Here is a 13,591-nt window from a genome sequence, read left to right on the forward strand (position 1 = left end):
AGCCATCCAGAGTTTTTTCAACCCGGTCGTCGTTGTCCCCTCCTTAAATTATCTCTTCAGGCTCTTGAGGACGGGTAATGTCTACCGTAATTCTTCCACTGAAATCGGGAATCGGCGCGGCGGGTTTCGTCAGACGCACGCGCACTCGTTCGAGACGATCGCTATTGAGTAATTCTTCGGCGATAACTTCCGCTAAACGCTCGATGAGGGCGTATTTTTGCGTTTTTATGATGTTTTGAATCGATTCGATCGCCCCGCGATAGTCCAGGGTGTCTTCAATGCGATCGCTCTTTCCGGCGGCGGCTAAATCCACCCACAGCGTCAAATCCAGTTCCCACCACTGCCCTAATACCTGCTCTTCCGGTAAAAATCCCGTATATCCGTAACAGCGTAAATTTGAGATTTGAATGCAGTCCATATCACAAAATCTAGAGTTTGTCAATGTTTTTGTTTTAAAAATATACAATAAAGAAGCCGTTGCAGGGGACGAAGGGGAGAGAACGGGGATTGGGTTCAAGAAAAGAGCGATTCTGGCAATAATAGAGCGTAGCCTATCGCACCGTTGATTGTGAAATCAAGACGCTGGCGCGGGTCGATCGAACTTCTCGGCGTCCTGGCGGCCCTATTCCTTTCAGGCGATCGAACCCTAGCCGAGACTAGCTGTCCGAGAGACCTCGAACCGCTGATCGATCGAATGTTGCCCGAACTTCCCGGTTATATCAACCGCGTCACCGCGCGATCGCGAGGGACCGACGACCCTCACAGTACAGTCATTGTGGTGGGGCGTCCGGAATTTCAGGAAATCGAACTCGATCGCACCCCACCCGAGAACGTCCATCAAGTCTTTATCACCACCTTAGAGCGGACGTACACACCGAACCGAATCCACCACCTGCAACATTTCCACTGGCTATTTCTCACCCAAGCCGAAAATGGAGATTGGTGGCTCGTAACCATATTTTCAAGTCTCGACACCGCCAGCGATAACATCGTCACCCCACCCCGAGAAACCAGCAGTAGCGCGATCGCCTCGGGAATTCGCAACTGGCTGCGAGACTGTCGAGCAGAAGTGAGGTGACAATGAGGTGATGAGATGGGGGCGGTGCATGACGCGGTAATACCACATTGACCGAACCTCGCCCTCATTGGCTGCCCGCGTCACACACCCGACCTCTAGCGCCTTTCCTGTTCCCTAACAACCCAACGACCCATGATGAAACGCCTTTCAACACCGCTGAAAATCGGCAACGTAGAAGTCAACAGCCGCGTGTTTCAATCGCCCCTGTCCGGCGTCACGGACTTAGTCTTCCGGCGGCTCGTGCGCCGCTACGCCCCAGAGTCCATGACCTATACCGAGATGGTGCAAGCCTCCAGTTTGCAACATCTTAAAGAAGTTCCCCAAATTATGGAAGTCGATCCTGACGAACATCCCATCAGTATTCAACTGTTTGACTGTCGCCCCGACTTCCTCGGAGAAGCCGCCAAACTCGCCGTAGACCAAGGGTCGGATACCATTGACCTCAACATGGGCTGTCCCGTCAACAAAATTACCCGCAAAGGAGGCGGCTCCTCTCTGCTGCGTCAACCGGAAGTCGCCGAAGCGATCGTCGAAGCAGTCGCCAACGCCGTGGAGGTTCCCGTTACCGTCAAAACCCGGATTGGATGGTCTGACGAGGAAATCAACATTCTCGATTTTGCGCGGCGGATGCAGAATGCGGGGGCGCAAATGCTGACGCTTCACGGACGCACGCGCAAGCAAGGTTACAGGGGAAAAGCCAAATGGGATTGGATTCGTCGAGTCAAGGAGGTTTTAGAAATTCCCGTGATTGCCAACGGCGATATCAACTCCGTTGAATCGGCGATTCGCTGTTTGGAGGAAACTGGGGCGGACGGGGTGATGTGTTCGCGAGGAACCCTGGGTTATCCCTTTTTGGTAGGGGAGATCGATCGCTATCTCAAAACTGGAGAAGTCCCGCCCCCCGCCACGGCGATCGAACGCTTGGAATGCGCCAAAGAACACTTACAAGCCCTGTGGGAATACAAAGGCGAACGGGGAATCCAACAATCTCGCAAACACCTAGCCTGGTATTGTAAAGGCTTTGCGGGGGCGGGGGCGTTGCGAGACCAGTTGAGTCGGGTTGAATCCGTGGCGTCGGGATGTGAAATAATCGATGCAGCCATCGATCGCCTGCGGGAATCGACCCTCGAACGATGCGTCTCATCGGGAGTTTCTACAGAAGGCGATCGCGCTGAATTCGCCACTTGCTATGATTGACGCCAATTTTCCCAAATTTAACGAGTTCGCCGAACGACTGCGGGACGCTGAAGGGCGTTTGCTGGAACTGCTCGATCGCTTTTCCAACGTATCAGTATTAGTGGCGGGAGATTTGACCCTCGACGAATTTCTAACTGGGGAAGTCGAACGCATTTCCCGAGAAGCCCCCGTTCCCATTATCCGCCACGAATCCACCCGTCGGGTTCCCGGCGGTGGCGCGAACGCCGTGTATAACTTAGCGACGCTGGGAGCGAAGGTGAAAGTCGCCGGACTCGTCGGCGACGACGAACAGGGGCGAGCGTTAGTGGAGATTTTCAACAACGCCGGAATCGATACCTCGGGAATTTTTATCGACGGAGAACGCCCCACCGTCACCAAAACCCGCATTTCCGCCCACGCTCGCCAGTCGGTGACACAGCAGGTGATTCGGGTCGATCGCAAATCCGACGCGCTTCCCTCCGTATCTTTACAGGAAAAACTGGGGGCGTACATCGAAGAAGAAGCCAACAGCGTCGAGGCCATCGTCTGTTCCGATTACGGCGACGGCGTGTTAACCCCTCGCGTCATCGAAGCCGCGTTAAAACACCATCGTACCGTCGTCGATACCCAAAACAACCTCACTCGCTACACAGGCGCCACCCTGTTTACCCCCAACCTTCCCGAAGCCGAGAAAGAAGTGGGATACGCCATCGACAGCGAAGAAGCGTTAGAAAAAGCCGGAGTGGACTTACTCGATCGCACCAAAGCGCAATACGTCCTCATCACCCGAGGCGGCGACGGAATGAGTTTGTTTGCCCGATCGCACCCCCTCGAAACCGTTCCCGCCTTCAACCGAACCGACGTTTTCGACGTAACCGGCGCCGGAGATACCGTCGTCGCCGCGTTAACTCTAACTTTGTGTGCGGGAGGTTCTCCTTGGGAAGCGGTGGTATTGGGAAACCTGGCCGCCAGCATCGTCGTGCGCCAGTTCGGCACCGCTACCACCACCGTCGAAGAGATGAAAGCCGCCCTCACTGGCGTATTGGAAAACCTCGATGAGGGGATGAGGGGATGAGGAGATGAGGGGATGATGGGGTGAGGGGATGAGGAGATGATGAGATGAGGGGATGAGGGGATGGGGTGCGTGACGATTTGTTCGTCTGACGATTTACACCCGGTTTTTCAAGTCACGCACCCTACCAAGATCCGTCGCAGCGTCAACACTGCTCACTGTTCACTGTTCACTGCAAAAGTTGCCCTGCTAAAATAAACAGGCTTTAGTCATAGTCGATCGAGATCGTGGGAAACAGCTTCGGGCATTTATTTCGGATTACAACCTTCGGCGAATCGCACGGAGGCGGTGTGGGCGTCATCATCGATGGCTGTCCGCCTCGAGTGGAAATCACTCAAGAGGAAATTCAGTTCGAGTTAGACCGACGGCGGCCGGGTCAGAGTAAGATTACGACGCCTCGCAAAGAAACCGATACCTGTGAAATTCTCTCGGGGGTGTTTCAGGGGCAAACCCTGGGAACGCCGATCGCGATCGTGGTTCGCAACAAAGACGCGCGCCCCCAAGATTACAGCGAGATGCAGCAAAAATACCGCCCGTCTCACGCCGATGCCACTTACGACGCGAAATATGGCATCCGTAACTGGCAAGGGGGCGGTCGATCGTCAGCCCGGGAAACCATTGGCCGGGTGGCCGCTGGGGCGATCGCTAAGAAGATTTTGAAAGAGGTGGCCGGGGTCGAAATCGTCGCCTACGTCAAGCGAATTCGCGATCTCGAAGCGGTCGTCGATCCCGAAACCGTCACGCTCGAACAGGTCGAAAGCAATATCGTGCGCTCTCCCGATGGGGACTTCGCCGAAAAAGCGATCGCCGCCATCGAAGCCGCCGGACGAGAGGGCGATTCCCTCGGCGGCGTCGTCGAATGCGTGGCGCGTCAGGTTCCCCGAGGCTTGGGCGATCCCGTCTTCGATAAATTAGAAGCCGAACTCGCCAAAGCAGTGATGTCGCTCCCGGCCACGAAAGGCTTTGAAATCGGCTCGGGATTCGCCGGAACTCTGATGACGGGGAGCGAACACAACGACGAGTTTTTCCGCGACGAAGCAGGAAACATCCGCACCCGTACCAATCGATCGGGCGGCGTCCAAGGGGGAATTTCCAACGGCGAAAACCTCACCCTCCGCGTGGCGTTCAAACCCACTGCTACAATTCGGAAAGAACAGAAAACGGTCACGCGCGATCGAGAAGAAACGGTGTTGGCCGCTCGGGGACGACACGATCCCTGTGTCTTGCCTCGGGCTGTGCCGATGGTAGAAGCGATGGTGGCACTCGTCCTGTGCGATCGCTTACTCGTTCATCAGGGGCAGTGTGGGGCGCTCGATGCCGATCGACCTCTGCGTTAAGACGCTATTCTGGTAAAAGGCAACGGGTTTGAGTTGCCTCGATCGCGATCGATCGTCTTGTCGTCCTGTCCCCGACCGGTCTATGGAACCAGCTACCTCATCTGAATTTATAGTGAAGTTTTGGGGCGTGCGCGGAAGTATTCCCACCCCCGGAAAAACCACGGTACGCTACGGCGGGAACACCTCCTGCGTTGAAATGCGAATCGGAGGAAGACGCACGATCTTCGACGGCGGAACGGGCTTGCAAGAGTTGAGCAAAGACTTAATGCAAAACCTTCCGCCGGAAACCTATATGTTCTTCACCCACTACCACTGGGATCACATTCAAGGGTTTCCGTTTTTTACCCCCGCCTTTGTCAAAGGACACTGTTTGAAAATTCACGGAGCGGTTCCGCAAAACGGGGAATCCCTAGAAAAACACTTTACCGAGCGCGTGTTACACGCCAACTCGCCCGTTCCCTTAGTCGGACTTCACGCCGATATGAAGTTCGTCGATATCGTCTGCGGCGAAACCTTTCAAATCGACGATATTTCCATCGAAACCACCCCCCTCAACCACCCCAATACGGCCATGGGGTATCGCATTAACTGGGACGGACGCTCGGTGTTCTATTGTACGGACACGGAGCATTTCCCCGATCGCCTCGACGAACATGTTCTGGCCCTGGCCCAAGGGGCAGATCTGTTAATCTACGATGCCATGTATACGGACGAGGAATATCACAACCCCAAATCTCCTAAAGTGGGCTGGGGACATTCGACATGGCAAGAAGGCGTCAAAATCGCCAAAGCCGCAGGCGTCAAGAATTTGGCGATTTTTCATCACGAACCCACCCATTCCGACGACTTTCTCGACGAAATGACGAAAGAAGTCCTCGAAGCCTTTCCCAACGCCTTTTTAGCCAAGGAAGGGTTGGAATGGCACGTTTAATCGCTGGGTTAACTCCAAGCTGAACTCAGATATCAACAAATACCATCAACAAATACCAACGGCAAGATCGAAACGGCCTGTGAAGGGGAGGCGGCGGGGGCTGAGGTGGCTCAGTCTAGCTGGCACCTGTTGAAGCCGGAAATCTTTGGGGCGACCCAAGGAATCTCCCAGCATACCCGGAACGGGTTGCTGGGAGAGGATGTCAATGAATTTCGCCGTTTAACCGTTGCAGAGCCACCGTCGCCGCCTGGGACACTTGCGGATGGCTGTCCTTTTGCAAGTATTCTAAAGCCGGACGGCTTTTCGGATGGTCGAGGTGTCCCAAGGCATCGGCGAGGCGCTGCCGCACCAGCCAATCTTCCGAACGGGCAAAGCGTAAAATATCCTCGACGGCTTCTGTCGCGCCGATTTCCCCCAGGGCTGCGATCGCAGCCTGTTGTAAAACTACTTCCTGACTGTTGAGGGCGCGGACGAGAACCGAGTAGGCTTCGGGATTTTTCAGATTTCCGAGAGACACAGCGGCGCTAAACCTCACCAGCCAGTCCGTTTCTTCCAGAAACGCCCGAACCAGCGGCTCGAAAGCGCGGGGATCTTCGAGGTAGCCCAAGGCACCAGCAGCGTCGGCGCGAATGCCGTAGTCGGGATCGTGACGCAGCAAGTCGATGAGGATGTCGTAACATTCATCGGTGGGTTTGATGCCCAGAGCGAAAATCGCCATCGATCGCAGCGGCATATGTTCGTCGTTGAGGACTTTTTTAATCAGCGGTACGGCCTCGCTCGGAGGAACGTTCCGCAAAGACACCAGCGCCAACAGGCGATCGCGGGCGTTCTCGCTCTCGAGTTGCGTGGAAATCTGGTTCAGATCGACTACACTCATGGTTCGCGGCTTTGTAAAAAAACTTTACATTCTTTCTTATCTTAACGAGGTCTCGATCGATCTGCCAATACACAAATTGTTGATTTTGTCAATCCATTAAATCGAAGAATCTTGCCATTTCTCTGGCAGATATTTCCGCAAAATCCCCCAAAAACGAGCATTATCGGCAGAAAAAACGAGATTTCATAGACCTCTCTAGAACCCCGGCATCTTGAAGCCGGGGTTATTATCCAACGGATATCGTCCCCCAATATCCTCCATTCTGTACAATTTTTCTCATATTTCAGTTTTTTTAACGCTTCCCTTTAAGTTTTCTTTACAAAACCATCTAGTCTTTCGCCAGAAAGTTCAGGTAAAATCAATTCAGATTCCAATGACAAAACATCCTTTTTTACCCGCCAAAACGACTTTTCAAAACCACCGATTTGTCCATGAATAACTTTTTGAGATTCATCCGAGATGGTGCGGAATTTCCCGATACCCTTCAGTTGGGAACTGCGTTGCTTTTGGCGGTCGTAATTTTTTTATTTTTTCTGTTACTAGCGGGTATTTCATACTTACAACTCTCCAAATTAAGCGATGCCTTAATTCGTAAAGCAACCTCAACAGAATACGGAAAAATTTATCAAAACGTTATCGAACCCGACCGACAAAAAATCATCGCTCTGGTAATTCTTGCCCTCGCCGACAATGCGATTTTAGCCGCCTCGCTACCCGCGTGGGTTCGCGTGTTCGAGGTTCCTTTGGGACTCCTCATCGCAGGCGGCACGATTTTCGTAGGATTCAAGGCGTTCGATCGCTTTTTTGAAGATTACCTACTCGGGATTTCTTTAGAAGACGAAAGCAAAATCAACACCGAACTGTTGGCATTAGCCAAGTTTTTAAGCAAAGCCGTCATTGTCCTCACAACGATATTTTTCTTCGCCCAAACTCACCGCGTCGATTTAGTGGGGTTAGTCGCGAGTTTAGGAATCGGTGGTATCGCGGTTGCTTTTGCTTCTCAAAAAGTCTTAGAACAGATTCTTTGGAGTGTCGTTTTATATATCGATCGCCCCTTCGACGTAGACGATTACATTCATTTACCCGACGGAACCTTGGGGCGCGTCGAATCCATCGGCTGGCGTTCGACGAAAGTTCGTTTATCTGGAAAAAATACCCTCGTCATTGCACCCAATAGCAATCTCGCTCAGGTCAACATCGAAAACTTAACCTTAGCCCGACGCATTATTTCGATGGTCAATTTGACCTTTTTTCGAGCCATGACCAACGAAGAAAAAGCCCTGATTCGTCAGCTTATTTTATCGAGTACCAGCGATATTTTAGGTATCGACCATCAACTTACCAAAGTGGACTTTCAAGATAGAGTCGAACCCGATGGCGATCGAATGCAGGTTCAAGCGAAAGTCACTTTCTTTATTTTAGGCGCGAGTGAAAATTCCGTAGAACTGAGAAAAAACTTACTCGAACTCGCCCGAGAAAAAATTATCCTTCAACTTTACGAATACGGCGTTAAATTCAAATTCGAGGTGGAAACCCTCGATATCGCTCAGCCGATGAATATTTGATGAATATTTAACGGCAACCCACATCAACCCAAATCGGCAAGGATTCAAAATACTTTTGCCGTCTTTGCCGTCTCCTTGAAGAAAACCCATACCATAAGATTCTCGGATAAAACCTTAAAAATATCCTAAAATTCCTAGAAATCATATAAAATAATTTCAAAATTTTTTACTTCTTTTTCCAGCGATCGCAATGGCTCTCATTCAACTCGATCGGGATATCTCGAGCTACATTACCGAACTCGCCATCCGCCTCGGCTTGTTTTTTATCACCGTTGTTATTGCTCCCGCTCTCGGGCGATCGCTGACCTACCTCATTCGCCTCGTTCTCCAAATTACCCTGCGCCGAATCGAAGTCGATACCGACGACACCTTCGATCGATTTATCAAACCCTTCCAAAACTATATCACCACCACCGGAACCCTCCTTTTTATTGCCCTATCGCTGAATCTTCTCGTTAAATATCCCGAACTTTATACATTTCTCGGCTTCTTTGTCTACATGGCACTCTCGATTTCCCTGGCGTTACTAGCCTCGAAAATCGTGCAGCGTGTCATTCGACAAGTGGCGATCGATCGACTGCGGCGTCGGGGTCAAGAAATCAACGAAATTATCCTAGTCTTTGAAACCGTAACCAACATTATTATTATCCTTATCGCCGTCATCATTTTCGCCCAAGGATTGAACCTCAATCTCTTCGCCTTATCCGCCAGCCTGGGAATCGGCGGCGTCGCCGTCGCCTTCGCCTCCCGTCAAGCCTTAGAACGACTCGTCGGAACCTTTGAACTGTATCTCGATCGACCCTACGTCCCCGGAGAATACGTCCGGGTCAACTTCAACCCCTTCGCCGAAGACGTATACGGTCGTATCGAATCGATCGGATTGCGATCGACGAAAATCCGCACAGCCGCACAAAATACCCTCGTCATCGTACCCAATTCCATGATGGCGGGGATGAAAATCGAAAACGTCACCCGAGGTAAAAAGGTGATGGCTATCGTCTGTTTGGATTTCTACAAACTCTTATCCGAAAGCGAAAAAGCACTCGTTCAACAAGCCATCGAAGATATCAGCGAGTCCTTTTGGGGCATCGAACGAGGCAGTACTCGCGTTCATTTTTCTCAAATTCCCAAAAAACTCAGGAGTCGCGTTCGCCTCAGCTTTTTCATTTCCGGCTCGAGCCAAGATTCTCTTAACCTTCGCAAACGCCTGTTAGAACTGGCCAACGAAGAAATTGCCAACAATTTAACCAACTACAATCTCGCTTTTAGCGTCCCCGAGTCGATGGTCTATCTCGATTCGCCCATGTCCATTTAAGTCCATTTAAGTCCATTTAAGGAATAGTTCTAATGACCGATGGCGACGTGAAATGTTTTAATTAAGAAGACCGTACTTTCAATGTCGTCTCGCGAAAATCATGACGAATCCCACCTCTCCCGAATCGAGCGACGACCGGCCGGATTTTGAGGTGTCCCCAGAAACCTATTTGGAGACGCTTCAGGACGTTCAGCAACAGCAAATCGAGCTAAAAGTCGAAGTCGAACGCATTCATCAAGATGTGGAACGATTTCGGACGTTTTTTCAAACGCTCGTCAGCGGCTTGCTGCTGGCGATCGCCATCGCCTTTGGTATCGCTATCTGGTACGCCTATCGATCGTTTTCCCAACAGCAAATCGCACGCCAAGCCGTAGAGGAGGTGACGGCGAGACAAGAAGAACTCCTGACAGAGTTCGAGCGACTCGACAATCAATTGCAACGGCTCGAACGGGAGTTTCCCAATCGCCTCGACGATGTAACCGACGACGTACAGTCGAGTCGATCGGACTTGCGAGAACTCCGCGATCGCCTCAACGAAATCGAAACCCAATTAGACGACTTGAATGGCGAAACGGAGATGGAAGAAGCAAAACCCGAAAACGATAACGCCACCACTGGCGAAGGAAATCCAGAAACGGACGCTGTCACTGAAGACGCCAATCCTCGCAATTGAGACGGTTCGAGGCTCTTCTGACGTTAATTTTCGAGCAAAATATCGATCGAATCGAGAGTATCGCTCGTAGGAATCATCACCGGCTCTTGAAACAGCGGAATCGTAAACGTCACCGTCGAACCGAGACCTTCCCCCATGCTGTAAAAATGCACCTCTCCCCCCATCGCTTCGATAAGTTTTTGAGAAATCACCAATCCGAGACCCGTTCCGCCGTACTGTCGCGTTCGGGAACCGTCCACTTGGCTGAAGGTTTGAAACAGGCGATCTTGAGCTTCCAAAGAAACGCCGATTCCCGTATCCGCCACTTGCACTTTCACCATTCCCGGTAACGTGCGGTCTTTGACCACCACTTCGCGATCGATAATATCGGTAGCGATGGTAATTCCCCCTTCGTGGGTAAATTTGATGGCGTTTCCCACAATGTTCAACAACACTTGTAACAGCCGTTGATAGTTCCCATAGACGACGATTTTATCCTCAGTGTCGGGCAGTTGAACTTGAAAATAAAGCTGTTTTTGTTGGACTTGAGCTTGAACGAAATCCTTGAGGTGATTGAGAATATCTTCGAGATTGACCGGTTCGAGGTCGAGCTGCATTTTACCCGCCTCGATTTTAGCAATATCGAGAATGTCGTTGATAATGTTGAGCAGGTGAACGGCAGAACGATAGGCTTCGCGGATGAACTCGAGCTGTTCTTCTGGGTCGTCGGCCATCCCGTCGAGAACGAGCTTGAGAAATCCCATCATTCCGTTGAGGGGCGTTCGCAATTCGTGGGAGGTATTGGCTAGAAAATCGCTTTTGAGACGAGATACTTCTTCGGCTTGTTGGCGAGCGATTTCCAGTTCCCGGTAAAGGGTGGCGTGGGCGATGGCCGTTCCCACTTGGTCCGCCAGTTCTTCCACGATTTCGATTTCCGTCGGATGCCAAAGGGAGTCGGATTCGTCAGCAGGGGGGCGCGTGGCGTCGCTTTCGGCTCGTTCGAGGACGATCGCCCCGTTGACTTGGCCTTGGTGGCAGGTGGCCACCACCAGGCGCGATCGCCGCGTTCCGTCTTCAGCTCGACTTTCGACGATCGCCGTTTCCTGACGCACGATCGCTTGGTGGAAATCCGCGCGATCGGCGAGAGAAATTTCGCCATCGGCCTCCTTCGGAGGATGGCTGGCGGGATGGGATGAGATCGGGGGTGCGGTATGTTGGGCGACCACTTTCACCGAAGCCGCCGCCGCATCGTAGGCGTAGACGATACATCGCCGCACGCTCAACGCCGAACCCAAACCGTTAGCCGTTTGTTGCCAGATGGTGTCGAGGTCGAGGGTCTGGCGAATTTTACGGGCGATTTGGGTCAGCAGTTTGGGATAAGAAATGCGCGTTAACAGTAAGTCGTAATCGGAGGGGAGCGATCGCCGAGTCGGTTCTAAGGCCGATTCCCGAACTAAAAGCGAGGACGTGCCGCAAAATTCCTCGATGGGACGAATACGTCTGCCGATGGCGAGGACGCCAGAAGCCGTCGAACTATCCGTTAACAGGGGCGCGATCGTCAGCTCGAAGGGAAAGACATGCGCTCCGCTTTCAAACAGACAGGTGATATGTTTGGGAATTTTGCGATCGAGAATTTCCCGAACTTGAGCCAAGTAACTGACGCGATCGACAGGTTGAAAAACGTCGGTGACATCCTCTTCCTCGCCAATTTCCTCATCGTTCGGCCAAGACACTAACCCGTAATCGCAGGCGTCTTTCCAAAAAAAGGCACGGTACTGTCCCGATCGATCCTGAATGTACGCGAGTTCGACTCCGAGAGACGAAAGACTGTTCGTCCCCTGGTCTTCCATCTCAGTTCGTGAATTCGTCGGCGCCGCAGGTGGAATGCGGAAGTCAGCAAAAGAGGTCATCGAACTCACAAAAAAACAGTCAGCATCGAGAACGAAAGCCTACTGCCACGATCTCTGAAGTTGAGCGTCAGTCTCAACCTACAATCGAGAGATCGCCCGTTCGACTCGACGGTTTGGCGATCGCGTCCTTCGGAGCGTAGCTCTTTCGGGGCTAATCGTTCCATTCTCCACGGGGAGGTACGGGCGGATTGCGTTGCAAACGGCGGCTAAGTTCCTCGTCGCGGTTGGTTTCACCCCGAAGCCACTGACGAATGGCCGTCTCGATAATTTTGCTCGGATCGTTCGTCAGGTGTTCGATTTGTTCGAGCAACTCGGAATCGAGATGGATTGACAGTTCCACCTGATGTTTGCCGCGTTCGGATGTAGGAGTCGGATCGGTCATAGTGCCAGTTTAAAGGTACCAACAACAATCGGCCAGGGAAGTCAAGGCGCAAACGAGCCAGTTCGCCGTTGCCAATTGCAATGGCTAGATACGCTATCGTATCGATTACCAAGCCCGTTTGTCACGTCAGGTCTATTGTACAACTTGCGTCATTTCCCCGTGAAAATACGAGACGATGCTAAGTTTTGCAACGGGCGATCGCTGACGCGACAAATTCGCCAGTCCGGTAACACCGACGCTCCAATTTTCTCGTAAAAGGCGATGGCGGGCGCGTTCCAATCGAGAACCGCCCATTCGACCCGCCCGCATTTCCGTTCTACGGCAATTTTCGCCACCTGTTGGATGAGAGCCGTACCGATACCCCGTCCGCGATCGTCGGGAAGGACGAACAAATCTTCCAGATACAGTCCCGGCCGCGTCAGAAACGTAGAGTAGCTGTGAAAAAACAGGGCAAATCCCACGATGCGATCGACCTCTTCCGCCACCAGCACCTCAGCATAAGGACGCTCGCCGAATAAATGTCCTTGGAGGGTTTCGGCATCTCCCACCACCTGATGGGACAGCCCTTCGTAGTCCGCCAAGGCGCGAATCAAGTGAAAAACCCCCTCCACATCCTCTTCTCTGGCCGTCCGTATCCGAACCCTTGCATTCACCCTCGACACCATCGCCATCGCTCTTCGAGACAACTTCACCAAACCCTAACACGGAAAAATGCGGGTGGTTTGCCACCCGCATTTTTCCTGTTGCTTGAGAACCGATCGCTTCTGTCTCGGTTCGCGACCTTTATTTCAACCAACCGCGCAGGCGTTTCGCCACTTGAGGCCGGCGCAATTTCCGCATGGCCGTCGTTTGAATTTGACGGACGCGCTCTCGGGACAAGTCGAACAGGTTGCTAATTTCTTGGAGCGTCTGACGCTGGCCGCCGTCGAGGCCGTATCGCAGTGCCAAAATTTCGCTTTCCCGCGCCGTCAACGCTTCGTCGAGGACTTTCCGCACGCCCTGACACATCATGTCTTCGGTGACTTGGTAATCGGGCGATTTGTTGTCCGTATCTTCGAGCAGGTCGAGAATTTCCGTGTTGTCTTCGTCGCCGACGTAGTGATTGAGCGACAGCGAACGCTGACTGACCCGTTGCAGTTGTTGCAGTTGCTTGGGCGATAAGTCGAGGGCTTCGCTCAGTTCGGCTTCCGTTGGCTGGCGGTTGAGTTCCTGTCCCAGCTTGCGATAGGTTTTCTTGAGCTTGTTGAGCTTCTCGACGATGTGAATCGGCAGGCGAATCGTCCGTCCATCGTTGGC

At 52.4% G+C, this 13,591-nt stretch carries 14 protein-coding genes and 1 pseudogene (1 of these 15 running past the window's edge); 9 read left to right on the forward strand and 6 right to left on the reverse strand.

Annotation, left to right across the window (positions count from 1 at the left end; translation table 11 throughout):
- Positions 1 to 43: 43 nt before the first annotated feature.
- A complete protein-coding gene (folB, locus tag ACP5D4_RS08600; RefSeq protein ID WP_428011215.1) occupies positions 44 to 418 on the reverse strand; it encodes a dihydroneopterin aldolase in 375 nt (124 codons plus the stop codon).
- 150 nt (positions 419 to 568) lie between these two features.
- Between folB and ACP5D4_RS08605 the strand changes: the two genes are divergently transcribed.
- The 6 genes and pseudogenes from ACP5D4_RS08605 to ACP5D4_RS08630 all read left to right on the forward strand — a co-directional run.
- On the forward strand, positions 569 to 1,078 hold the full coding sequence (locus ACP5D4_RS08605; protein ID WP_428011216.1) for a hypothetical protein: 510 nt from the start codon (positions 569 to 571) through the stop codon (positions 1,076 to 1,078).
- 135 nt (positions 1,079 to 1,213) lie between these two features.
- Complete coding sequence (gene dusB / locus ACP5D4_RS08610) at positions 1,214 to 2,275, forward strand: tRNA dihydrouridine synthase DusB (RefSeq protein WP_428011230.1); 1,062 nt, start codon at positions 1,214 to 1,216, stop codon at positions 2,273 to 2,275.
- Positions 2,268 to 3,329 carry a bifunctional heptose 7-phosphate kinase/heptose 1-phosphate adenyltransferase gene (locus ACP5D4_RS08615; protein ID WP_428011217.1) on the forward strand — a complete coding sequence of 354 codons (1,062 nt, stop codon included), beginning with the start codon at positions 2,268 to 2,270 and terminating at the stop codon, positions 3,327 to 3,329. Before dusB ends, ACP5D4_RS08615 begins: the two co-directional genes overlap by 8 nt.
- Before the next feature lie 224 nt (positions 3,330 to 3,553).
- A complete protein-coding gene (gene aroC / locus ACP5D4_RS08620) occupies positions 3,554 to 4,663 on the forward strand; it encodes a chorismate synthase (RefSeq protein WP_428011218.1) in 1,110 nt (369 codons plus the stop codon).
- An 82-nt stretch (positions 4,664 to 4,745) separates the two neighbouring features.
- Positions 4,746 to 5,594, forward strand: coding sequence for an MBL fold metallo-hydrolase (locus ACP5D4_RS08625; RefSeq protein WP_428011219.1), 849 nt, complete (start codon positions 4,746 to 4,748; stop codon positions 5,592 to 5,594).
- A gap of 63 nt (positions 5,595 to 5,657) precedes the next feature.
- A pseudogene (locus ACP5D4_RS08630) lies at positions 5,658 to 5,801 on the forward strand (RNA-guided endonuclease TnpB family protein); the annotation flags it as partial.
- On the opposite strand, the gene ACP5D4_RS08635 reads toward ACP5D4_RS08630, so the two are convergent.
- Positions 5,797 to 6,471 carry a HEAT repeat domain-containing protein gene (locus ACP5D4_RS08635; protein ID WP_428011220.1) on the reverse strand — a complete coding sequence of 225 codons (675 nt, stop codon included), beginning with the start codon at positions 6,469 to 6,471 and terminating at the stop codon, positions 5,797 to 5,799. The pseudogene ACP5D4_RS08630 and the gene ACP5D4_RS08635 overlap by 5 nt on opposite strands.
- 431 nt (positions 6,472 to 6,902) lie before the next feature.
- Here ACP5D4_RS08635 and ACP5D4_RS08640 point away from each other — a divergent pair, with 431 nt between their 5' ends.
- From ACP5D4_RS08640 to ACP5D4_RS08650, 3 genes are all read left to right on the forward strand, one after another.
- Entirely contained in the window at positions 6,903 to 8,036 is a 1,134-nt protein-coding gene (locus ACP5D4_RS08640) for a mechanosensitive ion channel family protein (protein ID WP_428011221.1), read from the forward strand.
- Between the two features lie 190 nt (positions 8,037 to 8,226).
- A complete protein-coding gene (locus ACP5D4_RS08645; RefSeq protein ID WP_428011222.1) occupies positions 8,227 to 9,351 on the forward strand; it encodes a mechanosensitive ion channel family protein in 1,125 nt (374 codons plus the stop codon).
- 100 nt (positions 9,352 to 9,451) lie between these two features.
- Positions 9,452 to 10,024 (forward strand): hypothetical protein, encoded by a 573-nt coding sequence (locus ACP5D4_RS08650; RefSeq protein WP_428011223.1) that lies wholly within the window; start codon positions 9,452 to 9,454, stop codon positions 10,022 to 10,024.
- A 23-nt stretch (positions 10,025 to 10,047) separates the two neighbouring features.
- Here the strand turns inward: ACP5D4_RS08650 and ACP5D4_RS08655 are convergent, their stop codons facing one another.
- From ACP5D4_RS08655 to ACP5D4_RS08670, 4 genes are all read right to left on the reverse strand, one after another.
- On the reverse strand, positions 10,048 to 11,913 hold the full coding sequence (locus ACP5D4_RS08655) for an ATP-binding protein (protein ID WP_428011224.1): 1,866 nt from the start codon (positions 11,911 to 11,913) through the stop codon (positions 10,048 to 10,050).
- A 151-nt stretch (positions 11,914 to 12,064) separates the two neighbouring features.
- A complete protein-coding gene (locus ACP5D4_RS08660) occupies positions 12,065 to 12,295 on the reverse strand; it encodes a hypothetical protein (protein WP_428011225.1) in 231 nt (76 codons plus the stop codon).
- A gap of 149 nt (positions 12,296 to 12,444) precedes the next feature.
- Complete coding sequence (locus tag ACP5D4_RS08665; protein ID WP_428011226.1) at positions 12,445 to 12,948, reverse strand: N-acetyltransferase family protein; 504 nt, start codon at positions 12,946 to 12,948, stop codon at positions 12,445 to 12,447.
- 130 nt (positions 12,949 to 13,078) lie between these two features.
- A protein-coding gene (locus ACP5D4_RS08670; protein WP_428011227.1) for an RNA polymerase sigma factor, RpoD/SigA family crosses the window boundary here: on the reverse strand, positions 13,079 to 13,591 show its 3' end. Its footprint extends 543 nt past the window's final position; the window shows 513 of its 1,056 coding nt (coding positions 544-1,056); its start codon lies beyond the right edge, outside the window — the gene reads right to left on this strand; it ends in the stop codon at positions 13,079 to 13,081.

It is taken from the genome of Baaleninema sp., from assembly GCF_049974805.1.
Taxonomy (GTDB): domain Bacteria; phylum Cyanobacteriota; class Cyanobacteriia; order Cyanobacteriales; family Geitlerinemataceae; genus Baaleninema.

Excerpts from the sequence above, each read along its gene's own strand:
- ACP5D4_RS08660 (WP_428011225.1), bottom strand. The coding sequence starts at position 12,295 with ATGACCGATCCGACTCCTACATCCGAACGCGGCAAACATCAGGTGGAA.
- ACP5D4_RS08645 (WP_428011222.1), top strand. The coding sequence starts at position 8,227 with ATGGCTCTCATTCAACTCGATCGGGATATCTCGAGCTACATTACCGAA.
- ACP5D4_RS08615 (WP_428011217.1), top strand. The coding sequence starts at position 2,268 with ATGATTGACGCCAATTTTCCCAAATTTAACGAGTTCGCCGAACGACTG.
- folB (WP_428011215.1), bottom strand. The coding sequence starts at position 418 with ATGGACTGCATTCAAATCTCAAATTTACGCTGTTACGGATATACGGGA.
- dusB (WP_428011230.1), top strand. The coding sequence starts at position 1,214 with ATGAAACGCCTTTCAACACCGCTGAAAATCGGCAACGTAGAAGTCAAC.
- ACP5D4_RS08640 (WP_428011221.1), top strand. The coding sequence starts at position 6,903 with ATGAATAACTTTTTGAGATTCATCCGAGATGGTGCGGAATTTCCCGAT.
- ACP5D4_RS08635 (WP_428011220.1), bottom strand. The coding sequence starts at position 6,471 with ATGAGTGTAGTCGATCTGAACCAGATTTCCACGCAACTCGAGAGCGAG.
- ACP5D4_RS08625 (WP_428011219.1), top strand. The coding sequence starts at position 4,746 with ATGGAACCAGCTACCTCATCTGAATTTATAGTGAAGTTTTGGGGCGTG.
- ACP5D4_RS08650 (WP_428011223.1), top strand. The coding sequence starts at position 9,452 with ATGACGAATCCCACCTCTCCCGAATCGAGCGACGACCGGCCGGATTTT.
- ACP5D4_RS08655 (WP_428011224.1), bottom strand. The coding sequence starts at position 11,913 with ATGACCTCTTTTGCTGACTTCCGCATTCCACCTGCGGCGCCGACGAAT.